The following is a 21,840-nucleotide window of genomic DNA, read 5'->3' as shown; positions in this document are numbered from 1 at the left end:
AGTCATTGAATCTAGGCTTAACTTACTAGGAAAAATATTACAAAAACAATACTTAATAATAAGAGTAAAAGATTAATTTTTTGTCGTGTTAAAAGCTTTAATAAAGTATATAGAATAATACCTCCACCAATTCCATCAGCAATAGAAGCAGTAAAAGGGATCATCATAATCGTTACCATACATGGAGCGGTTTCACTGACATCATGCAACTTCATATCGGTGAGATGTTTCATCATACAGCAAGCCACATACAAAAGGGCGGGACCTACTGCATAGTTAGGAATCATCCGTGCCAATGGTGAGAAAAACAACATAAGAAGAAATCCGATAGCAATCACTATAGCTGTTATTCCGCCGCGTCCACCGGCTTCAATTCCTGCAGCAGACTCGATGTAGGGAGAGGTACTCGCAGAGCCTAATAATCCTGCTACAGCAGAAGCAGCTGCATCTGCAGTTAAACAATTGCTAAGACGTTTTGAATAATTTTCTTGTTGTTTAAATACAGATGGATTTAATAAACCAATCAACGTCCCAGTAGCATCGAACACAGCAATTAAAAAAAAGGTAAATGTGGCTTTTAAAGCAAGAGCGGTATTTAGGCCAGAAAAATCAAGTTTTAAAAAAGTAGGTTCCATGGAAGGGGGCATGGAAATTAATCCTTGCCAGGTCGATAAACCCAGCAATAAACTTAAGAGAGAAATACTGAGTATTCCAAGAATTATTGCTCCTGGAATTTGAAAATAATCTAAAATCAATATGAGTAAAAAACCTAAGAAAAATAAGCCGCTTTCCGGACGATTGAGTTCACCAAGACGCATTAAATTGTGCTGATCCTCAATAATAATTTGATTGTTTTGCAAGGTAATTAAAGCAATTAATAAACTGATTCCTATTAAGATAGCAATTTGTAAATTATGGGGAATTGCTTCGATTAAAAGACGTCTCAGACTGGTAAGTGACATTATAAAAAATAAGACACCTGAAAGAAATACAATGGCTAAGGCTTGTTGCCAAGGTATTCCCATGCCTTGAACTACCGTATAAGAAAAGAAAATATTTAATGCCATACCAGGCGCAATCCCTATAGGAGTGTTGGCAAATATTCCTGCAATGAGACAAGCGAAAGCAGTAATCAGACAAGTGGCTGTAAAGACGGCTCCCTGATCCATCCCAGCATCATGAAGTATGCTTGGATTAATGAAGGCGATATATACCATGGTTAAAAAAGTGGTAATTCCCGCAATGATTTCAGTTCTCAAGGTAGTGTCTTTGAGAAAATAGGACTTTAACCGTTCCATAGTATTCTATTCTCGTATTTAAAAGAAAATTTAAAGGCACTGGCAATCTTATGATTGTGGGCCCTAAGTAATTGTCCTACTAAACATAACAAAAAATCAATTTAAAGTATCTAGGGTTATTGTAATTAATGACCGCTCTCTGAGTCTTGCTCAATCAATCATTTGCACAGACTCCATTCATTAACCATTGTGCCGATTGGTTACTCAAAGGTTAATATTTTTATCATACGATAGTTTTTAAATTGAATACCATACAACTCCTTATTTTGTTTCGCTTCAGTAAAATACCCACAATGTTCGAAAAATGCTTTGGCGGTAATGCTCACGTCAGCGAAGAGTTTTGGAATTCCTAATGCTATGGCTAAATGTTCGCGAACTTCTAACAATGCTTTACCAATACCTTGATTTTGATAGTCTTTATGCACATAACCTCGATTGAGATAACCGTTTTTTTCTAAGTCGGAAAATCCAAGGATTTTGCCATTTTTCTTATCAATAGCAACAAAGGTATAGTTTTCAGCTAGAGATTTTCTCCATTGGGATAGATCGGGATTTTTTGGTGCCCATACATCGAGTTGTTCTTTGTTATAATCCCTACAGTTGACATAATGGACGGTATCATAAAAGAGTTGATAAATTTCTGCCTCATCTCCCTGTTCATAAGCTCTAATATAAAATTTTTGATTTGCAATTGATGTTTTAAAGGCAGGGTAGAATTCTAAGAGTTTTGCATCAGTCCAGAGTTGTTTGATTTCAAAGAGCATGTCTTCTGCCATTTTTCTTAAGTGAGGCAATAAATTGTTTCTGGATGCAATATGAATAAATGCTTGTAAACGCGATAAAACTCTCGGTCGTACCCAATTTTCTTCAGCCTTCCACAATGAATCCTCTGGAACAGGACCTGAAGGACCTAGTCTGTCTTTTTCAAAAGTTGAATCAAGGAAAGGGAGCGTTTGTTGTAATAACCAAAAACCACAGGCTTCAGTATAGGCTTTGGCATAAGCTAAATCATTTGATGCCGCAGGAATGGTTAGTTTGAGTTCTTCTCGATAAATAATTTCTAAAGAATCGATGACTTCTTCTGGGATGGCCTTGGCGCACCAACACGTGGGCATGCTCATCCTCAGATAGGTACCATCCAATAGCGCATTTCGAATAAAAGACCACTCAAAATCAATAAGTTGTAACTCAAATGTTTTTTCATGATCGAAAACATTATCTGGGCAAATATCACCATGAGTTAGAACAGTAAATGGACCTGGCTTGAAAAGAGAATGAATTAATAACATTGCCTCATCAATACATTCAGTTGTGAGAGATAGTTTTAATTTTTTATTAGCAGATTGTAATTTTTCAAGTAAATCAGCTTGAGTAGAATCTAGATCTTCTTGCAAGGTTGCGGCACTTTTATGAATTTTTTTTAAAATCGTTTCATATATAGCCGTTTTACCAAAGCTTGCCGCATGGAAACTTCCTAATGCCTTCATAAAACGACTTAATGCCCCAATCGCTTGTTTTTTATTTGAACTGGTCAATGAGTCGACTAAACTTATATGTAATTCTCCTAAATCTTCAACAAGAATAAATCGGTGCTCTTTGTTACCGCCGTAAAAGTAGGGAACATTATGCATGCTTTGATGAATTTGATTTGCAAACTCAAGACCAGCCCAATCACGAGCAAATCGGGCGTTAGCATTTTCGTCATCACAATCTGATTTTTCAGGTAGAGACTGTTTGAGAATGATGCTTTTAGGTACAGAGTCCGAGTTGCTTCTAAGGAAGATGCGCACGATTATATTTCGCCGTTCTTGTTCACTTAAAAAGTGAAGAGAACTTATTTCTAAAACCGTTTTAAAATGGTGTTGAAGTATTTGAATCGCTTTTTGTAAAACATTGGGATTAATTTTTTGTTCATGTACTGTCATGCTATTCAACCTTTTAAGATAGAGGTTTAATTAGGATTAAATAAGCGTTGTCTTCACTATAATCGGTACGCGTAAAACCTGCTTTTTCATAACAATGAATTGCTTGATGATTATACACTTGTGGATCAACAAGAATGGCATCAATGGTATTTGGAAGCTTTGTTACGAACGAATCTAAAATCTGTTTACCTAATCCTTTTCCACGTTGATTACTGGACGCGATAAAGAGGTCAATACCTGCTAATTTATGAGGTGAATAACAATGAAACAATGGATGATTATTGTGATGTACACCTTCTGGAAGATGATCACTTAGATAATAATATTGGATAAAGCCAAGAGGAAGATCTCCAGAATAAATAATAAAACTTGGTACTTTATCTTCGCCTAAAATTCGAGGGAGATATTTTTGTTGAATCTTCTCAAATGACCAGGATTGATCTCGAGCGTACCACTGATTGATGAGGGGTTCTTGGAACCAGTGATATAACAATGTGAGGTCATTTTCGCTCAATGGTTTAAAGATAAAAGACTGAGTCTGATTCATTTTGAGTTATTATTTAAGCCAACATGAGGAGGTTTTTGGGGACATAAATGAAATTTTATTCATTTTTGTGTCCAAAAGTATTTTTGGTTTTTTATTGTAACTTATTGATTTGATGGTGGCTATGGGTGGACTCGAACCACCGACCTCAGCATTATGAGTGCCGCGCTCTAACCGGCTGAGCTACATAGCCACAAGACGCGTGATTTTGTCTTTTTAAGGGAAAGATGTCAAGTCTGTAGCGTGTTTTTTTTGATTTTTTTTCTATGGATAGATGATTTTACTTGCCTTGTGTTTGTAATTTCGAAATTTGAAACTTAGGGATAAGTGAACCATATTTTCAATATTCTGCAGGTCGTTATCTAACATTTAAACAACTAGCGCAAAAAATGTTTCTTTGGCTGGTATTCTAGAGTATAATGCGCCGAAATTTTATTCAGAAAGGAGATTTAATGTTACAGAAGTGTATTTTAAAACTTGTGTGTGGCGTAATTGTATTAGTGAGTTTGTCATCTTGCGCTGTAGTAAAGGCGACTAATCAACCTGGAAAAAAAGATTTATCTGTTTTACGGCTTCATACACCTCGTTCTCATGTTATTGCAGAGTTGGGTAAGCCAGTGAATACTCAAATTCATAATGGAAAAAGAACAGATATTTACAGTTTTGTACAAGGATATTCTAAGGGCAATAAAGCGGCTAGAGCAATTGGACATGGTGTAGCTGATGTTTTCACTTTAGGTTTATGGGAAGTTGCGGGCACCCCTCTGGAAGGGATTGCAAATGGTCGCAATGTACAAGTAGAAGTAACCTACGGTAAGACCGATCATGTAGAAAAAGTTAATTACATCAAAGGTCTTCCTAGCGACTATACTCAGACTAGACGATTACATCGTTAATTTCTTCCTTAAATTCACCATGCTACCAGGATAAATAAATTACTCATCCTGGTGGCATAACATCTTTCAGCATTCAAATTGATAAGTTTAATTGTACGTTTGGTCATCAGCTTGACGTAGGGTTTTTTTGATACCGTTTGGTGAATTCATCATTGGAGGAAAAATTATCAAATTAACGTCTGAAATCATTAAACTCGTCTTCACATTTTATGCCAAATTTAATTTGTTAATTAATAGATTAAATTTAGATAGTTCATTATTCCATAATAGTCTATCCCATCAGGATTCATTAATTCTGATGCCTTATGCAATTCCAATAAAGATTTTTTCAAACTCTTAAGAGGAGAATACCTAGGTTGCTAAAAGATGCAGCAAAAAAAGCATTAATTTACATAATCCATAATATATTTAATATTTCCTTTTTGCTCATTTTAGTTCTTCAATAATTAGAATCTCGTTACTAGAATCTAAGAAAGACGGCATTAAATTCTTAAGAAGGTTACTCGAGGAGAGGAGGATATTGGAAGAGCCTGGGTGTATCACATTCACCCAGGCTAATGTGCAGAAGGTTTAAATAATCAATAAATACATGGCTCCGGGTCCACGTAATATTTGAACTAACAATTCTTGCTTTTTCTGTTGAGCAACTTGCTGTAGTGATTTAACGTCTTTAATAGGTGACTTATTTGCAGAGATAATGATGTCTCCGGGTCTTAAACCAGCACGCCATCCAGCACTTGTTTCTGAAGCCCCCACGACTTGTACACCAATGACATTACCATGAGGTGGTGTTTCTTGCTCAAAGTTTCTTAATGCAAGCCCATAAAGAAAAGGGTTTTCTGATTGGAGTTTTTGTTCGTGTGATTTAATGTCAGTTACCACTGCATCAAGGGAGATTGTTTTGCCGTCACGTAGAACAACCATTTTAACATTAGAACCGACACGTAAGAGGCTAATGGTTGTTTTTACCTGAGTTGCTTGGGTTATTTTTGTATTGTTAATTTGAGTAATAATATCACCTGATTTCAACCCAGCTCGTTCTGCGGGTGAATTTGGATTAACTTGTGATACCAATGCACCTTGGAAATCTTCGGGATATCCTAAAGAATGGGCAAGTTCAGGTGTCAAATGTTGAACAAATATACCCATTAAGCCCCGATGAATTGAGCCGAACTTAATAATTTGTTGCGCTACATCTTTTGCCATATTAATGGGTATAGCAAAACCAATTCCGACATTACCGCCATAAGGAGAAAGAATTGCAGTATTAATTCCAATCAATTCTCCTTTTGTATTAACCAATGCACCCCCAGAGTTACCTGGATTAATTGCTGCATCAGTTTGAATAAAGTTTTCTACTCCCTCGATATTTAGGTCACTACGTTTTAATGCACTAACAATACCAAAGGTCGCAGACTGACTGTTACCAAAACTGTTTAAGCCGAAAGGGTTACCAATAGCAACTACAAAATCACCTACTTGTAATTGATCTGAATCCCCTATAGGCAATGATTTTAAGTTTGTTGCGCTGATTTTTAAGATAGCTAAGTCTGTTTCGCTATCACTACCAATCAGCTTCGCTTTTAAACGTCGACCATCTTGTAGCGTAATGGTAACAAGGTTCGCATTGCGAATTACATGATCGTTAGTAATAATAATTCCGTTTTGCGCGTCTACGATAACACCAGAGCCTATACTTTCAAATTTACGCCCTTTTTCAGGAGCAGTTTGATTAGGCTGTCTACTATTCTGCGCTTCCTCATCATTGCCAGCAGAACCGGGTGACGTAGCATTAGGGGGTAAATAACCCTGTACCGCAACATTGACTATTGCGGGCATAATATTTTTTAAGACCGGAGCTAAACTCGGTATAGGAGCGGGAGCTGCTTCGTTAGCCGCATAGGTGAATGTGGCTGTCAAAAGAAGCAGGGTACTTATAATGAATTTGATATGTTTAATCATATTATTAGTCCTGAGGTTGATCATTAAACCAGATTAAGGTAGCTATTCTACCTGTTTGTGACGTTCTTCGATAGGAATACAACTCATTTTTTAACTCAAAAGTACATAAACCAGACTGATAAACCGCTTTAATCCCTTTAGAGATCAGAACAATTTCAGCAATTAGAGGTAAATTAGCCAGCCATTTTCCGTTAGCAGGTTTAAAAGCTTGCTTACTTAAAGGGTAATGGTTGGTAAATGTTTGGTATACCTCCTCTCCAATTTCATAACACTTTTGACAAATTGATGGCCCTATCCAAGCCAATACATCAGATGGAGTGCTCTTCATTTTATCAAGTGTATTTTCAACAATACCTTGAGCCAGGCCTTTCCAGCCTGCATGAATTGCTGCAATCTCAGTGCCTTGCACATTACAAAGCATAATAGGAAGGCAATCGGCAGTAAGGATCACTAAAGGGAATTTTGCTGAACGAGTTATGGAGGCATCTACATTTCTATTGGAGTCGTCTTCAACAATAACACAGCGAGTGCTATGAGTTTGGGATAACCACTGAGGTTCACCTGGAAGATGTAACATCTCCACAAGTTGTTGTCTATTTTTTAGCACATGTTCCTCACGATCCCCCACACCCAATCCCATGTTATTGCTGTCATAAGGAGCTTGGCTATATCCTGATAAACGTGTTGTACTCAAAGCCATGACATTTTTTGGCGCTGGCCAATTTGCTAAGTTAGTCTTCATAATGCGCGTCCAATGTGTTAAGAAGAAGGGTAAAATCATCAGGCAGGGGAGCCTTAAACGTCAACTCATTTTCCGTTTTGGGATGATAAAATGAGAGTGTGGCGGCATGCAGGGCTTGTCTTTTAAAATCTTGGAGTAGGGTACGTAACTCTTCGGTGGCATGAGTTGGAAATCGCATGCGACCACCATACAATGGATCACCGACTACGGGGTGGTGGATGTAAGCTAAATGAACTCTTATTTGATGGGTTCGCCCAGTCATTAAATTGACGTCTAATAAAGTAAAATCCTGATATTGTTTTTTTACCGAATAATGGGTGATTGCTTGTCGTCCTTGCTCCTGAACAGCCATTTTTAATCGATTTCTTGGGTGTCGTCCAAAACCAGTATCAATTGTCCCGCCAGAAATAATATGACCTTGGACTAAAGTAACATAATGACGCTGAATTTCGCGAGCTTGCATTTGTCGTATTAAAGAGGTATGTGCTGGTAAAGTTTTTGCTACGACCAATAAACCTGTTGTATCTTTATCTAATCGATGAATAATGCCCGCCCTCGGTAAATGGTGTAAGGAGGGGGCATGATGCAGCAGAGCATTCACTAAGGTATGCTCTCTATTCCCAGCTCCAGGATGAACTACCATATTCTCTGGTTTATTGAGTACTAAAATCTCTTCGTCCTCATAAACTATGTTTAAAGGAATTTCTTCGGCCGCACATTGATTAAAATCCTGCTCTGTAAAGGTAAAATCAACGTTAATTTCAATCACATCGCCATCTAAAACCTTGTCTTTGGGTTTGCATGGTCTTTGATTGAGTATTATTGTTCCGCTTTTAATCCAATTACTGAGTTGCGAACGAGAGTAATCTGGAAGTAGATGCGCGAGCACACTGTCAATTCTTTGATTGTGATACTCGCGAGGTACAGTTAATTGTTTATGAATATGTTCTATCATCAAATCGTTTCAGTCTCAACTGCGGTGAGACGACCTCGTAAGGAGTTAGGTAATGCCTCACTGATTTGGACATCAACAAATTGCCCTATTAAATGAGCTGGACCGTCAAAATTTACCACTCGATTGCATTCGGTACGACCCGAAAGTTGTTGAGAGTCTTTTTTAGCATGACCGGTAACTAATATTTTCTGGATGCTGCCAGTCATTGATTGACTGTAACGAGATGCTTGTAATAGCAGTCTATTTTGTAAGATCTGTAATCTTTGTTTTTTTACCTCGAGAGGGGTGTCATCGGGTAAATTCGCTGCAGGGGTACCTGGTCTTGGACTGTAAATAAAACTAAATGAGGTATCAAACCCTATTTCATGAACTAAATCCATGGTGTCCTGAAAATCTTTATCTGTTTCACCTGGAAAACCAACAATAATATCCGTAGATAAACGAATATCTGGGCGTACTTTACGCAGTTTTCTAATCTTGGATTTGAATTCTAATGCCGTATACCCTCGTTTCATTAGACCTAAAATACGGTCAGAACCGCTTTGTACCGGTAAATGTAGATGATTTGCTAATTCAGGTACTTCTGCATAGGCATTAATTAAATTATCTGAGAATGCCAAAGGGTGCGATGTTGTAAAACGGATTCTACCTATTCCTTCTATGGCAGCAAGATAATGAATTAAAAGGGCCAAATCGGCGATATCACCCTGTTCCATTTTCCCACGATAATCGTTAACGTTTTGTCCTAATAAATTGATTTCTCTGACGCCTTGAGTTGCTAATTGATAACACTCAGCAAGCACATCATCGAATGGACGGCTAATCTCCGTACCACGTGTATAGGGTACAACACAGAAACTACAGTATTTGCTACAGCCTTCCATTATCGAAACAAATGCAGTTGGTCCTTCAGCTTTGGGTGCTGGTAAATGATCAAACTTTTCGATTTCAGGGAAACTGATATCAACAACAGGCTTTTTCTTTTCCATTCGTTGGTTTAGTAATGCTGGAAGTCGATGTAAGGTTTGTGGACCAAACACGATATCAACAAAAGGTGCGCGTTTAATAATATCTTCACCTTCTTGGCTAGCAACACAACCACCTACACCTATAACCACATGGGGATTTTTAGCTTTATATTCTCGCCATTGACCTAATTGAGAAAAGACCTTCTCTTGTGCTTTTTCACGAATAGAACAGGTGTTGAGCAATATTACATCGGCTTCTTCAACACGTTCAGTTTTGACTAAGCCATGTGATTGCAACAAAACTTCTGCCATTTTAGTTGAATCATATTCATTCATCTGGCAGCCGTTGGTTTTGATGTATAATTTTTTAGCCATATCAAATCTACTTTAAAAACGTGCCTGAGTGAGGGGCGCAATCCGTGACAGGGGACGCGGGTTCCATTGCTGCACCCAGGCTACTATATTCTAGGAAGTTCCGTATTATTTCATTAATGTACACTTTGGCAATAAGTTTCTTTAATTTTCGGTAAAATAATTAAGGCAACGAGCATTCCTAGCGGGAGAATCGCTAGTCCTGTATGATAAGCCTCCAAGGGATAAACTCTAACATTTCCATTCATTTCACCTTCCCACATCTTGTCAAGAATATAACCAATGAGCGGTTGTGCAATTGCTATACCTACCATGTTCATCATGTTCATAAAGCTTAAACCTGTAGCAACATATTTTTTATTACATAATTCTTTGGCCACGGTAAATGCAGGTAGAAACCCCGCTGAAAAAATACCAAATGCAAATAATAAAAGTTCCATATAAATTGCGGTACTAATTGGAACAAAAATAAAGAGTAGAGAGCATATAAGTGCGCCAATACATCCAATGTACATAGGTGGTTTGCGCAATCCAATACGATTGGAAAGTAATCCCCATAAGGGGCTAGCAATTGCCCAGCCAATGAAAACTAGCGAAATATAGTTTGCCGCAGTCGTCTTAGTAATCATCATTTTATTCATCAAAAAAGGGACTCCCCAGAGGCCACAAAAAACTGGAGTTGCCATATACATCAGACCGCCATAGCATGCCACTAACCAAAGTTGTTTATTCTTCATCAGTGCTAATAGGCTGGGAATGAGATGTTCTTCTTCAATAGGATGATGTGAGTGAACTATTTCGTGATTTTTAGGAGTATCTTTGGCTATAACAATAAGTAAGACTGCAAGAATAAGTCCAATAGTACCCATAATGAGCATACTGTGGCGCCATCCAAAATTCTCAATTAATAAAGCAAGAGGCGCTTCTCCACCAATAGCTCCGAGCATCCCTATTGTGACCATGAGACCAGTAAGTAAGGCAAAACGTTGAGCTGGAAACCAATTCGCTGCAAGTTTCATAGTGCCTACCGCGGCAAATGCGGAGCCAAAGCCTATCATCAAACGAGCCACACAGGCCATAAAAAAATTATCCGTCATTCCAAATGCAATAGTACTTACCGCACATACAACTGTTGCCAAAGTAAGCAACCGATGGGGCCCAAAATAATCCATTAATACCCCGCCCGGTAATTGCATGGCCGCATAAGAATAAAAATAGACACCGGATAAAATTCCTAATGTTTGGCTAGTAACTGAGAAATCTCTCATTAATTCGTTACTCATAACGCTAGGTGAAACTTGTAAAAGGCATTCGTAAAAATAAAATAAGCAACCTAAGCCCCATACCATCCAAGGCATTATTGATTGTATCCCAAAATTTGCTACTGATGCGGACCGTGTATTGTAGTGTGCCATTCTTTTATCATTCTCCAGATTTATCTATACGAAGTTGACTTTATGTTCTCTTGGGGCCATAAGATATCAGTATCATGTTGACCAGCCATCCTGGCATTCTTCAATTAATTCTCGTTGTAGTCCTTTTTACAACGGAACTTCTTTTTAGACTAATATCCACCTAAACTTCACTGCACGAACATATGAAGTATGTGTTTATTTTGAATAAAAACTGGAAAATACTTCGTAGATCAGATTGTTAAATCTCACTTCGCATATAAAACAGTTTTTTAAATCAAAAAGTCAACCGGCAACGTTATCACAGAAATATGCAAATTTCACCATGTAAAATATTAACATTTTGTTCAGTATTTGTCTATTTGTCGTTTGATTAATCAGCGGAGTCTACAACTACTCGAGTTCCTTTCATACCATCACCGGGAAGATCCACAAATTCTTCGTTAAGCCAACGTGCGTCCTCAATAAACATTCTGACACAACCATGGCTGGCTCTGTATCCAGGGACTTCATAACTACCATGGAGTGCATAGCCTCTGAAGAAATGCATACAATAAGGCATTAATGCTCCACCATCATTCCCGTCAGATCTTCTAGGAAAAACAGTGGAAACACAGTCTATGTCTTGTTTGCGAATAACACGAAAAGAACCTGTGGGAGTACTACATCCCCCTATAACCCCGGTGCACTTTCCTATTCCTGCGGAAATAGGCCCCCACCAGAGTAGTTCCCCATCTTGATCATAGGCAGCCCAGGCTAATTTTTTTTGACTTACATAAATTGTTTTTTCTCCTTCGGAGTCAATATACCTAGGGAAGGGGGAAACATCATAGATAGTTAATCGATCGATATTTTTGGGCACAGCAATAGTCATACCTGGACGTAATGAGACATTCATACGATTGATTCGCCGTACCATATCTCGTTCTTCAGCATTAGGAAACAACTTCTCCCAGTCCTCTCCATTTTTAACTTTCATACAAAAATAATCAGGTGAGTTACATAAAGTTTCACCGTATCGCGTATAGGCGAGAGCAAGTTGACTCATTGACCATAAACAAATAGATACTGTCATTGATATCATAAGTTTCATAAATGATCTCAATTTAAGCTGTTGTACTCTCTATAGCGACACTTTAAAAAATAACTTTAAAATTATATGAGTTACTAATAAAGGTACCACATGAGAATAAATTCCTGGGTTACTCTATTAGAAATATAATAAAGTACAAGAATATAAAATTAAGAGGTTTACTCCTCGGACTCTGGATGGCCAGGAGAAACTTTTTGCCAAGCTTCGTGCACTTGAGCCAGCAATGAATTGGATTGAGATAATAGTTCCTTGTCATTATTAAGATTGGCTTTTAAGAGCAAGTATTCAATATGCATGTATATTTGGAGTAAGTTCTCTGCTATTTCACCGCCGTGTTCATGATTTAGACTAGTTTTTAAACCTTCAATAATACTGAGTGCTTTACTAATATGTTCCCCCTTTTGTTGAACTTCACTACGATCAATATTACCTTGAGCAGTCGCAATATGTGTTCGTGCTCCTTGTAATAATAAATTAATTAATTCATGAGGGGAGGCTGCATCAATACGAGTTTGTAATTCAATAGTCTTATATTGATTTATAACTTGTTGATTAGAATTTTTCATCAATTTGCTCCATTATTTGCTTTTGAATTTGGGTAGATTCGACAAGATTTGGGTGAGCGTATTGCTGGTGTTTTGCATCTGGGAGATTAAGAGATCTACCGCATTCCATTGTTTGTAGTATCTTTTTTCAAGAGTTATGCTGCGATCATTAATGCGCTCTTGCATTTCGTCTAATTGTTTTGCTTGGGTGTTTAAGCGATCTATTCTTTCTGCAATTTCACCATTTTCATCTACCAGGGATTCTAAATAGCCATCAATCAATGAGGCTAAACCATCACTGACAATTATTTGCCCCCTGTTCCCTGTGAGTCCAGAAAGTACATCAACTGATAAGGAATTGAAGTCACCTGTGCCATTAAGAGTAATTCCATCTGTTGAAGTTGCTAAAATACCTCCTATAGTTCCAGCCATACTAACTCCAGGAGTATATTCGTTTAAAATAACATCATAGGTTCCGGCAACAACTTTAGTATCCACAGAATTAATTTTAATACCTGGATCGGTGGCGGTTATTTTTTTTGCAAATAATTGACTAATGTCTTGATAATTTTTATTGATTACCTCATCCAATCTTTCAGAATCAATTTCTAATAAACCATTTTTATCACTTGTGATTCCCAAGTCTCCAAGACTTTTAATTGAGCCAACTGTAGTTAATGGGTTAGTAGCTAAGTTATATAAGTTTGTTTTTAATTCTCTTAATTTATCATCGCCTTGTAGAACGCCTCTTTTTCTAGTTTCCATATCGAAACCGGTTAAGGTTGTGAGGAAGTTAATGAAATCATTATATTTTTTTACGAAATCATTAATTAAACCTTTAAGATGTTCGACATCTTTTTTTACCGTCAAGGACACTGTGGTACCTGGATCAGCCTTTTGTAAGTCGAGAGTGATCCCCGTAATTGCATTCTTAAATTGATTACTGCTTTCACTAAGAAGCAAACCATTAATTTGGACTTGGCTATTTTGGGCAGCCATGGTTTGACTTAATGAGGCATTGCTCGTTGTTGGATCATAATTCAAAGCACTCAAACTACCTGTAATTTGCATTGCATATTTTTCACCTGTTTGAGATGAGGTGAGGGTCAATCTTGAGCCGGTAGCATCTTGTACAATTGATGCTGTAACTCCTGCATTTGCAGCATTAATTGCATCACATACTTCAGTAAGGCTATCATTTCCAGAATTGATGTTAATTGTTATTGGTGATACCTCAGTATTTAATGTAAACGTGGAATTATTATTGCTGTAGGTACCAAAATTTATCGTTATGCTACCACTACCTATTGAAGAATTATTATTAGTGAAATAGCCACTTACAAGACTTTGTGACTGGGCTAATTGATTTACTTTAATTTGATATATGCCTTCAATTGCTTGTCCTGTAAGAGAGGCAGATATATATCCAGTTTCGCTAAGTAAGCAATTCATTTTATTAAATTCACTAGCGTGAGATAGGGTATCGAGTGTTGTTTGAAAGCTGGACATGGCACTTTTTAGTTGTCCAAAAGCAGACAGTTCGGTTGTGACGGAATTAAGCTTTTTGTCATGTCGCAACTGTAAAGGCATGAGATCGGCTTTTACCATGCTTTCGACCATTGCTTTAATATCCAAACCTGATCCAATGCCTGGAGTTGATAGGCCCATAATATTCCCTTATCTATTTTAGTAATTTCAATAGAAATTACATGTATCCATAAATTGCGTTAAACATGTTTGTCTATAGAACCACTAATTATCCCATCAAGCAAGTTCAGTAAATGCAAATACTCATCGGAGGGTATTTTGCGAATTACTTTGTCTGAGATTTTATCGGTAACTATAGTTTGCAATAGACCTGTGGCGTGATCTATGGCCTGTTTTGAGTCTGTATCTAGATTTAGATCGGATGTGGCACATTTTGTCACAGGTTTAATGTTTTTATCTTTTAGTTTGACTGAATCTGTTTGTAGCAATTTATTATTTGCTGGAGGTATCGATTCCATAGTCATTTTCTAACTCCTTTCCCTTGATTTGAATGCTTAATCATTGGGATAAATAAGCCGAAAAGCGGCAAGTGCCGCATTTCGGTTTGTTACCGTTACTTCTATAGCATCTATCCTAACAAGGAAAGAACAGATTGTGGCATTGCATTTGCTTGGGCCAACATTGCTGTTCCTGCTTGTTGCAGGATTTGGTTCTTAGTTAAAGATGCCATTTCAGCTGCATAATCTGTATCTTGAATACGGCTGCGTGCAGCAGACATGTTATCAGATACGTTTTGCAGGTTAGCTACTGTAGCATCAAGTCGGTTTTGCAAAGCACCCAATGCAGCTCGGTTGTTAGTAACGCTATCTAAAGCAGAACTAATTCTCAGTATAGCCTGTTCTGCTCCAGATTGAGTTGTAATGTCAATACTATTAACTCCATTAGTATCCAGACTTATCGTGCTTGATAAACCAATATCAGCCACAGTCCCACCTAAAGTAATGGCTTGTGCAGCACTCATAGTGAGATTTCCACGTAAGGTAGCGGCAAATGAACCGCCTGTAACGGTCAGTCCGTCAGTGCCTGCAGTAAAACCAGTACCGCTTTCAGTTACTGCTATATTTCTTCCATCAGCTGCAGTTAAAGTCATGCTACCACCGTTGAGAGAAGCTACCACTCCAGTCTGGCTACTTACAGCGTTGATTGCATCCATAAGGTTGGTATTGGTGAGGGCAGTGGCGACGTCTTGGTTGGTAAAAATGTCCACACCATTAATATTCAAGTTATAAGTATCCCCCGCAGTTCCCCCTATAGTTCCAACAGTTGCAGTACCGGCAGTGGATGCAGTTACAGTTAAACCGGGAACACCTGCTGCATTAATTGCTGCTGCTTTGGCATATGCAGAGGAGCTGTCTTGACCGCTTGCCGTACCCACAAAGTTTGCGGAAGAGCTAATGCTGATTGCAGAGTTAGTGCCTAGAGCAACGGTAATATCTGCAGCGGCGTTGGCCGTAACTGTACTTCCTTGTTGATAAGCAATGCTACCTATTGTTGAAGAGCCTATACTATTGATTGAAAACGAAAGAGTTTCACCCGCATTTGAACCAATTTGCAGAGAAGCGTTGGTATAAGAACCATTCAAAATGCTTTGACCATTAAATTGCGTACTTAAAGCGATATGGTCCATTTCACTTAGAAGGTTATTTACTTCATTTTGTAATGATTGACGGTTAGATTGGCTATAGGTTCCGTTTGCAGATTGCAGTGCCAACTCTCTCATACGTTGTAAAAGGTTCGTTGATTCTTGCATTGCACCTTCAGCAACCTGGGCCAATGAAATCCCGTCATTCGCATTTTTTACAGCTTGGTCCATACCACGAATTTGAGATGTCATATTTGTAGCAATTGCTAACCCTGCAGCATCATCTTTAGCGCTATTAATTTTTAGACCAGATGATAATCTTTGGATTGCAGTCGCCATAGCGTTACTTGATTTAGACAAGTTACGTTGAGCAACTAGCGACGGTACGTTAGTATTAATAATTTGAGCCATATTATAGTCTCCTCAGACCTAAATCCCTGGTTTGGGACATTGAAAATTGGTAAATTCCTTTTTAATGGCGAATTTACCGTACGCACAAAAGTTATCGGACGCACCGCAAAAAACTTTAGGTTAATGCCTGTTTTTTTTCAAAAAAATGGGAGATTTATTTATTAAAATGAACGTGTTATATTTTTTGTGCAGTTTGTTCGCTAGGACTTTGCTTCATCTAGGTTACAGATCCCATAATTTAAGTTCACGAAAAATCCCACTACGACTCAATGTGCATTTCAGAATATTTTTTTCCGTGTATAATGTTACGATTTATAATCTTAGGTTCCAATTATGAGTTGGTTTAAAAAACTGTTGCCCTCAAGAGTTAATACAGACTCCTCCCAAAAAAAAGGAGTTCCTGAAGGTCTATGGCTGAAATGTTCAGGCTGTAGTGAAGTACTTTATAGTACAGAATTAGAAAGAAATTTAATGGTTTGCCCATCTTGTAACTTTCATCACAGGATATCAGCACGTGTTCGAATTAAGCAATTTCTCGATGAAGGTGGCCAGGAAGAAATTGCTGCCTCTTTGGAGCCCCAAGATCGATTAAAGTTCAGAGATTCAAAAAAATACAAAGATCGAATCGCACAAGCTCAAAAAGCAACTGGTGAGAAAGAGGCTCTAATCATTGTTAAAGGGACGCTATTACAGCAACCAGTAGTGGTTGGCTCCTTTGAGTTCAACTTCATGGGTGGATCCATGGGGGCTACAGTCGGAGAGAAATTTGTCCGTGCAATTCAAGTAGCAATGAAAGAACAAAGACCTTATATTTGTTTCACTGCCAGTGGTGGGGCACGTATGCAAGAAGGACTTTTTTCCTTAATGCAAATGGCTAAAACTTCAGCTGCTCTTGCCCAATTCGCTGAAATGGGTTTGCCTTTTATTGTAGTTCTAACTGATCCGACCATGGGCGGGGTTTCTGCTAGTTTTGGAAGTCTTGGTGATCTAATTATTGCTGAACCCAATGCATTAATTGGCTTTGCTGGTCCAAGAGTTATTGAGCAAACTGTAAGACAAACCTTACCCGAAGGATTTCAACGGAGCGAGTTTTTGTTAGAACATGGACATATTGACATGATTCTGGAACGAAAAGATATTCGTCCAGTTGTTGCTGAATTGATAGCTAAACTAACCCGTAAAAGTACAGGGGATTTAGTTACCAAAGCAGTATCGTATTAGACTACTTGCGAAACATGCCAAAAAGAGAAGTGCAACTAAACTCATTGCACAAAATCGAAGCGTGTGCAGGCATAATAGGATCTGAGGATCGATGGAACATTCACCTACAGTAGCGTTTCCCAAGAGATCTGTTGATGAGTGGCTCCACTATCTAGAAACAAGAACTACTCAAGAAATACAACTTGGTTTAACCCGTATCATGGAGGTTGCAAAAAAAACATCTTTGCAACTTCCTAATTGTCCCGTTATTACTGTGGGAGGAACTAATGGAAAAGGCTCAACAGTAACTGCACTTGAAACAATTTATCACGTTGCCGGTTATAAAGTAGGTGCATTTACCTCACCCCATCTTATCCAGTTTAACGAACGTATCCGTGTCAATTTAACTCCTATTGCCGATGAGGAGCTGTGCGAGGCTTTCAGCATAATTGATGAAGCTTGTGGAGATTCCATATTAACTTATTTTGAAATGACTACCTTAGCAGCATTGTGGTTTTTCAAAAAAATGAAGTTAGATATTATTATCCTTGAAGTAGGATTAGGTGGTCGTTTAGATGCTACGAACATCGTTGATGCAGCTCTATCTATCATTACTACAATAGATTTCGACCACCAGGATTATCTGGGGGATACCCTTGATGCAATAGGTTATGAAAAAGCGGGTATACTTCGTCCAGGGAAACCATTCATTTACGCTGATACCGATCCACCCACCACAGTCACCGATGTAGCAACACAACTTGGTGTTCCTGCTTATTTTTGGGGGCAAGAGTTTTCTATTCACGAGCAAGATTCTACCTGGGATCTCCATTACAACGAACTTGAGTTTCCTTCATTGTATGGGTTACCAAAACCTTCAATTCAGTTAAAATCGGCTGCTGCAGCAATTACAGCATGTCTTTTATTGGCAAATGATTTGCCAGTCATGCATCACCATTTTCAAATTGCTATGCAACGTGTTTTTATTCCTGGTCGATTGCAAGTTCATGAGGATATAGTGAGCACTTTATTTGATGTTTCTCATAATCCTCAATCGGCAAGGCTACTCGCGAATAAGTTACGCACGATGAAAAAAGCAAAAGTTCATGCCGTATTTTCAGCCTTGAAAGATAAAGATATTTTAGGTCTTATTATGCCATTAAAGGATTGTATTGATCATTGGTATCCGGCACAATTGCAGAACAAACGCGCGGCCAGTGAGGACTTATTGCTCACTTTTTTTAAGAATGCAGAAATTCCTGTAGAAATTTGTTATAATAATCCGCTTGTAGCGTTTGAAACTGCATTGAAACAAGCAAAACCTGGTGACTTAATTGTTGTTTATGGGTCTTTTTTTACTGTGAGTCATGTAATGGCTAATAGGAGATTCAATGAAATTAGTAATTGATGAGAAGCTAAAACATCGGTTGGTTGGTGTGGCTGTTGTTTTATCATTAGGAGCAATTTTTTTGCCCGCAATGATGAAAAAATCAAGTCAGCGCCTTGAAAATAATTTTAGTGTAAATGTACAGCTACCTCCTAAACCCACTAGCCCTAATGTAGTGATGACCGACGAAAAGGAAATGTTCGAAACTATTAAAGTGGCTAAGGTGGAAATTCCTGCCGCCACCGAACATAAAGGATCCGATCTGGGTAAAGAAGACTTCATCCAATCCATTCAAGGAGCTGATGATGCGGCTGTTTCTGTTGCTAAATCGGAGTCTGTACCTAAGGTCGATGCAGTAGCTAAACCAATTGAAATCGCTTTAAGTAATGCTGCAAAAAATGTTGTTAAAAAACAAATAAACCCAGCAACTGCAACCAAACCTGTTAAACCGATTGCGAAAGCAAATGTCGCACCAATTAAAAAACCAGCGGTTGCTAAAGTAAATAACAGACCTGCTCCGAGTAAACAGAGTATTTATGCTGTTCAATTGGCTTCATTTTCCCAGCTCGCTAATGCTCAAGCTTTGGTTAATAAATTGCATGCCAAGGGTTATAAGGCAAATTACATTAAAACTACTGGAAGACAAGGGCCCATCTACAAAGTTTATGCCGGACACTCACCTGTTAGAAATGATGTAATGAAATTGAAACTTCAATTAGCAAGTGCTATGCAGCTGAATGGTTTTATAGTCAATACCGGAGTTAGCTAATGATGCAATTTCAATGGGTTGATATAATTTTAATAATAGTTATTGGTTTATCTACCATTACTGGCTTATTAAGAGGATTCATTAAAGAATTTATTGCTTTAGGAGTATGGATATTAGCTGTTTGGGCCGGTTACAACTATTCAAGTAGTCTCAATCCTTGGTTGCAACCTTATATACAAGATCAATCAATTCGATCAATAATTGGTTTTATTATTGTTGTTCTGGGAGTTTTAATTACCGGAGGCATCGCTAATGCGATCCTTGGTTTGTTCTTAAGGGGAAGTGGTCTAGGTGCTATGGACAAAGTTTTAGGTGGGGGATTCGGCTTTGCCCGTGGAGTCTTCATCCTTTCGCTTGTTTTCGCGGTGCTCAGTATGACTTCGATGCCTTATCAGCAATATGTCCAAGGTTCTAGAGTTTATAATCAACTTTTACCGGTTATAAGTTGGGTTTCTGGATACTTACCTGGGCTTATTAATAAAGCAAAACAAACGGTATCAGCAAATGAGTCTTTTAAACTTATTGATATAATTCCTGAGACTTAATGTACTCATAGATTCTATAAGGGAGCTTGTTTTGGACATCAGCTCCTTTTTTTATTGCTTCCCGAAGTGAAGTAGAAGAAATTTCATAATTACCCGCATCAAATAGAAATATGTTTCCCGATGGAGCATTTAGAAGTTCATCTTTGTTTATGGTTTGATATTCTTTCAAAAATTTTTGCATAACTTCTGGCGGAACCAGATCCGCAAACTCCATTCTATTGATGATTACCAAATTAGCCAGAGTAATGATTTTTTGCCATTGATACCACTTAGGCAATGAAAGAAAGGCATCATACCCGATAATTAATGTTATGGATGAATTAGGATATTCCAACCTGAAACTCTTTAAAGTTTCAACCATATAGGATGGGCCATCCCGTTCAATCTCGCGTAAATCCAGTTTAAAGTCTGGTATCTCTTGGATTGCCAGTTTTATCATCTCTATTCTTTGGGAATTACTTGCTTGAGATGGAGGTTTTAGAGGCGGTACTCTACAAGGAAGAAAAAAATAGGAATCAAATTTAAAATAGGCTTGGATGGATATACTGGCTTGCAAGTGGCCATTATGTATAGGATCAAAGGTACCACCAAAAATAGCTATGCTATGCATGCGTCACCTATTAATTTACCCAAACAAAGTGAAAGTGTAGCGTTTTCTAGGAAGTTCCATACCTGAGTATAGTGGTTGCTCGATTTAATTCGCTCATCGATTGAATAGCAGTATCGATGGAGTTGTTGCAACATGGTTTTATTGATTCGATTACAGCAAGACTTATAAAGATTAATACGTTGAGGCCAAATTTTTAATTGGCTACAAGCACTTTGAATGTCAATTTTTTGTTCTATTAAATTAGATAGCTGCATGATTAATCTTATTTCTTGACTGAGTAACCATAAGACTAAAGTTGCTTCGGTCTTATTATTTGCGGCATGCCGTAAAATCTGAATTGCTTTATCACCGTTACCAAGTAAGCATGCATCTACTAATTCAAACAGATCGTGGTCACATTGATATGATAAGTGTTCTAATACCTGTTGTATCTCAATTTTGCTATCCGGTATATTTGATAATGCTATTTTTTCAATGACCTGGGAACAAGCCAACATATTTCCCTGGGTGTATTGATGAATTAAATCGAGAACTTGGGGGGCATAACTCAGGGAGTTTTTCTTTAACTGCATGGCTATCCAACTTTTTACTGCTTCTGAATTAAGTGGATAAGCAAGAACAAGCATGACAGATTCATTAGAGGATAACCATTGCAACTGTTTCGCGGGTACATTAGGTGCTCGGATAACAATAAAGCAACGTGAATTAATCGAGTTGAGGTATTCGGTTAAAATTTTTTTTCCGGTAGCATCTACGGACTTCTTATCATAAAAAATATTTAAGAACACAATATCCGAAAACAAAGAATAACTATTTGCTTCTTCTTTGACTTCATTCCAATCTTCTGCAGACTGAATGGAGATAACTTTTTCATCAAAATTATATAGGGTTTTAATGGCTGATTTTATGGTCACTAAAGAATCTTCCAACAAGTAATTATCTTGCCCGATTATCATATAGAGCGGGGCAATTTTTTTTTGTACTTGCTGAGCGAGCATTTGTTGTTTGATTTGCATGATAATTTTAGCGTGAGTTGGGTATGTTGTTTTCTTTACTCAAACTACTCATATTCTTAG

General features: G+C 37.9%; 20 protein-coding genes and 1 tRNA gene. 5 read left to right on the top strand and 16 right to left on the bottom strand.

From position 1 onward, the window contains the following. Positions 1-17: 17 nt before the first annotated feature. The 4 genes from ACWTE2_RS13990 to ACWTE2_RS13975 form a co-directional block, all read right to left on the bottom strand. Positions 18-1,298 (bottom strand): NCS2 family permease, encoded by a 1,281-nt coding sequence (locus tag ACWTE2_RS13990; RefSeq protein WP_454785824.1) that lies wholly within the window; start codon positions 1,296-1,298, stop codon positions 18-20. Positions 1,299-1,498: 200 nt separating this feature from the next. Further along, positions 1,499-3,223 carry a GNAT family N-acetyltransferase gene (locus ACWTE2_RS13985; RefSeq protein WP_454785823.1) on the bottom strand — a complete coding sequence of 575 codons (1,725 nt, stop codon included), beginning with the start codon at positions 3,221-3,223 and terminating at the stop codon, positions 1,499-1,501. Positions 3,224-3,236: 13 nt separating this feature from the next. Further along, positions 3,237-3,770 (bottom strand): GNAT family N-acetyltransferase, encoded by a 534-nt coding sequence (locus ACWTE2_RS13980; RefSeq protein WP_454785822.1) that lies wholly within the window; start codon positions 3,768-3,770, stop codon positions 3,237-3,239. Positions 3,771-3,883: 113 nt separating this feature from the next. Next, positions 3,884-3,960 (bottom strand) — tRNA-Met (locus tag ACWTE2_RS13975). A gap of 259 nt (positions 3,961-4,219) precedes the next feature. Here ACWTE2_RS13975 and ACWTE2_RS13970 point away from each other — a divergent pair. Next, positions 4,220-4,663: a hypothetical protein gene (locus ACWTE2_RS13970; protein WP_220471010.1), complete on the top strand. Its 444-nt coding sequence runs from the start codon at positions 4,220-4,222 to the stop codon at positions 4,661-4,663. A gap of 570 nt (positions 4,664-5,233) precedes the next feature. Here ACWTE2_RS13970 and ACWTE2_RS13965 read toward each other — a convergent pair. The 10 genes from ACWTE2_RS13965 to ACWTE2_RS13920 all read right to left on the bottom strand — a co-directional run bounded on the left by ACWTE2_RS13965 (position 5,234) and on the right by ACWTE2_RS13920 (position 16,253). After that, positions 5,234-6,625 (bottom strand): Do family serine endopeptidase, encoded by a 1,392-nt coding sequence (locus ACWTE2_RS13965; RefSeq protein WP_182393334.1) that lies wholly within the window; start codon positions 6,623-6,625, stop codon positions 5,234-5,236. 4 nt (positions 6,626-6,629) lie between these two features. Next, positions 6,630-7,367, bottom strand: coding sequence for a peptidoglycan editing factor PgeF (pgeF, locus tag ACWTE2_RS13960; protein WP_454785821.1), 738 nt, complete (start codon positions 7,365-7,367; stop codon positions 6,630-6,632). Next, the gene (rluD, locus tag ACWTE2_RS13955) at positions 7,357-8,322 is read right to left on the bottom strand and encodes a 23S rRNA pseudouridine(1911/1915/1917) synthase RluD (RefSeq protein ID WP_454785820.1); all 966 of its coding nucleotides are present in this window, start codon (positions 8,320-8,322) and stop codon (positions 7,357-7,359) included. Before rluD ends, pgeF begins: the two co-directional genes overlap by 11 nt. Further along, a complete protein-coding gene (miaB, locus tag ACWTE2_RS13950; protein ID WP_182393340.1) occupies positions 8,322-9,665 on the bottom strand; it encodes a tRNA (N6-isopentenyl adenosine(37)-C2)-methylthiotransferase MiaB in 1,344 nt (447 codons plus the stop codon). Before miaB ends, rluD begins: the two co-directional genes overlap by 1 nt. Positions 9,666-9,778: 113 nt before the next feature. After that, entirely contained in the window at positions 9,779-11,077 is a 1,299-nt protein-coding gene (locus ACWTE2_RS13945) for an MFS transporter (RefSeq protein ID WP_454785819.1), read from the bottom strand. Positions 11,078-11,447: 370 nt separating this feature from the next. After that, positions 11,448-12,158: a L,D-transpeptidase gene (locus ACWTE2_RS13940; RefSeq protein WP_370530122.1), complete on the bottom strand. Its 711-nt coding sequence runs from the start codon at positions 12,156-12,158 to the stop codon at positions 11,448-11,450. 167 nt (positions 12,159-12,325) lie between these two features. Next, positions 12,326-12,733, bottom strand: coding sequence for a flagellar export chaperone FliS (gene fliS / locus ACWTE2_RS13935; protein WP_182393345.1), 408 nt, complete (start codon positions 12,731-12,733; stop codon positions 12,326-12,328). Positions 12,734-12,745: 12 nt separating this feature from the next. Further along, positions 12,746-14,380 carry a flagellar filament capping protein FliD gene (fliD, locus tag ACWTE2_RS13930; RefSeq protein ID WP_182393346.1) on the bottom strand — a complete coding sequence of 545 codons (1,635 nt, stop codon included), beginning with the start codon at positions 14,378-14,380 and terminating at the stop codon, positions 12,746-12,748. A 59-nt stretch (positions 14,381-14,439) separates the two neighbouring features. Continuing rightward, positions 14,440-14,724 (bottom strand): flagellar protein FlaG, encoded by a 285-nt coding sequence (locus ACWTE2_RS13925; RefSeq protein WP_182393348.1) that lies wholly within the window; start codon positions 14,722-14,724, stop codon positions 14,440-14,442. 104 nt (positions 14,725-14,828) lie between these two features. Then, positions 14,829-16,253 carry a flagellin N-terminal helical domain-containing protein gene (locus ACWTE2_RS13920; protein WP_454785818.1) on the bottom strand — a complete coding sequence of 475 codons (1,425 nt, stop codon included), beginning with the start codon at positions 16,251-16,253 and terminating at the stop codon, positions 14,829-14,831. A 333-nt stretch (positions 16,254-16,586) separates the two neighbouring features. On the opposite strand from ACWTE2_RS13920, the gene accD reads away from it, so the two are divergent. From accD to ACWTE2_RS13900, 4 genes are all read left to right on the top strand, one after another. Beyond that, entirely contained in the window at positions 16,587-17,474 is an 888-nt protein-coding gene (accD, locus tag ACWTE2_RS13915; RefSeq protein ID WP_454785817.1) for an acetyl-CoA carboxylase, carboxyltransferase subunit beta, read from the top strand. Positions 17,475-17,565: 91 nt separating this feature from the next. Further along, the gene (folC, locus tag ACWTE2_RS13910) at positions 17,566-18,861 is read left to right on the top strand and encodes a bifunctional tetrahydrofolate synthase/dihydrofolate synthase (RefSeq protein WP_454785816.1); all 1,296 of its coding nucleotides are present in this window, start codon (positions 17,566-17,568) and stop codon (positions 18,859-18,861) included. After that, entirely contained in the window at positions 18,845-19,609 is a 765-nt protein-coding gene (locus ACWTE2_RS13905) for an SPOR domain-containing protein (RefSeq protein WP_454785815.1), read from the top strand. The genes folC and ACWTE2_RS13905 overlap by 17 nt, the downstream gene beginning before the upstream one ends. 2 nt (positions 19,610-19,611) lie before the next feature. Continuing rightward, entirely contained in the window at positions 19,612-20,154 is a 543-nt protein-coding gene (locus ACWTE2_RS13900; RefSeq protein WP_182393637.1) for a CvpA family protein, read from the top strand. Here ACWTE2_RS13900 and nadD read toward each other — a convergent pair. Continuing rightward, positions 20,129-20,764, bottom strand: a complete 636-nt coding sequence (gene nadD, locus ACWTE2_RS13895; RefSeq protein WP_454785814.1) for a nicotinate-nucleotide adenylyltransferase — start codon at positions 20,762-20,764, stop codon at positions 20,129-20,131. The genes ACWTE2_RS13900 and nadD overlap by 26 nt on opposite strands. Then, positions 20,752-21,780, bottom strand: coding sequence for a DNA polymerase III subunit delta (holA, locus tag ACWTE2_RS13890; RefSeq protein WP_454785813.1), 1,029 nt, complete (start codon positions 21,778-21,780; stop codon positions 20,752-20,754). The genes nadD and holA overlap by 13 nt, the downstream gene beginning before the upstream one ends. Positions 21,781-21,840 lie beyond the last annotated feature (60 nt).

The sequence above is a fragment of the Legionella nigrisilvae genome (assembly GCF_977063395.2).
The sequence above is the reverse complement of the archived record's forward strand: the minus strand, read 5'-3'. Positions and strand labels throughout refer to the sequence as shown.

Bases quoted from the DNA above. Each gene is read 5' to 3' on its own strand.
- fliD (WP_182393346.1), bottom strand. From the start codon at position 14,380: ATGGGCCTATCAACTCCAGGCATTGGATCAGGTTTGGATATTAAAGCA.
- ACWTE2_RS13945 (WP_454785819.1), bottom strand. From the start codon at position 11,077: ATGGCACACTACAATACACGGTCCGCATCAGTAGCAAATTTTGGGATA.
- ACWTE2_RS13970 (WP_220471010.1), top strand. From the start codon at position 4,220: ATGTTACAGAAGTGTATTTTAAAACTTGTGTGTGGCGTAATTGTATTA.
- accD (WP_454785817.1), top strand. From the start codon at position 16,587: ATGAGTTGGTTTAAAAAACTGTTGCCCTCAAGAGTTAATACAGACTCC.
- rluD (WP_454785820.1), bottom strand. From the start codon at position 8,322: ATGATAGAACATATTCATAAACAATTAACTGTACCTCGCGAGTATCAC.
- ACWTE2_RS13965 (WP_182393334.1), bottom strand. From the start codon at position 6,625: ATGATTAAACATATCAAATTCATTATAAGTACCCTGCTTCTTTTGACA.
- miaB (WP_182393340.1), bottom strand. From the start codon at position 9,665: ATGGCTAAAAAATTATACATCAAAACCAACGGCTGCCAGATGAATGAA.
- ACWTE2_RS13925 (WP_182393348.1), bottom strand. From the start codon at position 14,724: ATGACTATGGAATCGATACCTCCAGCAAATAATAAATTGCTACAAACA.
- ACWTE2_RS13980 (WP_454785822.1), bottom strand. From the start codon at position 3,770: ATGAATCAGACTCAGTCTTTTATCTTTAAACCATTGAGCGAAAATGAC.
- folC (WP_454785816.1), top strand. From the start codon at position 17,566: ATGGAACATTCACCTACAGTAGCGTTTCCCAAGAGATCTGTTGATGAG.
- ACWTE2_RS13990 (WP_454785824.1), bottom strand. From the start codon at position 1,298: ATGGAACGGTTAAAGTCCTATTTTCTCAAAGACACTACCTTGAGAACT.
- ACWTE2_RS13920 (WP_454785818.1), bottom strand. From the start codon at position 16,253: ATGGCTCAAATTATTAATACTAACGTACCGTCGCTAGTTGCTCAACGT.
- fliS (WP_182393345.1), bottom strand. From the start codon at position 12,733: ATGAAAAATTCTAATCAACAAGTTATAAATCAATATAAGACTATTGAA.
- nadD (WP_454785814.1), bottom strand. From the start codon at position 20,764: ATGCATAGCATAGCTATTTTTGGTGGTACCTTTGATCCTATACATAAT.
- holA (WP_454785813.1), bottom strand. From the start codon at position 21,780: ATGCAAATCAAACAACAAATGCTCGCTCAGCAAGTACAAAAAAAAATT.
- pgeF (WP_454785821.1), bottom strand. From the start codon at position 7,367: ATGAAGACTAACTTAGCAAATTGGCCAGCGCCAAAAAATGTCATGGCT.
- ACWTE2_RS13900 (WP_182393637.1), top strand. From the start codon at position 19,612: ATGCAATTTCAATGGGTTGATATAATTTTAATAATAGTTATTGGTTTA.
- ACWTE2_RS13940 (WP_370530122.1), bottom strand. From the start codon at position 12,158: ATGATATCAATGACAGTATCTATTTGTTTATGGTCAATGAGTCAACTT.
- ACWTE2_RS13985 (WP_454785823.1), bottom strand. From the start codon at position 3,223: ATGACAGTACATGAACAAAAAATTAATCCCAATGTTTTACAAAAAGCG.
- ACWTE2_RS13905 (WP_454785815.1), top strand. From the start codon at position 18,845: ATGAAATTAGTAATTGATGAGAAGCTAAAACATCGGTTGGTTGGTGTG.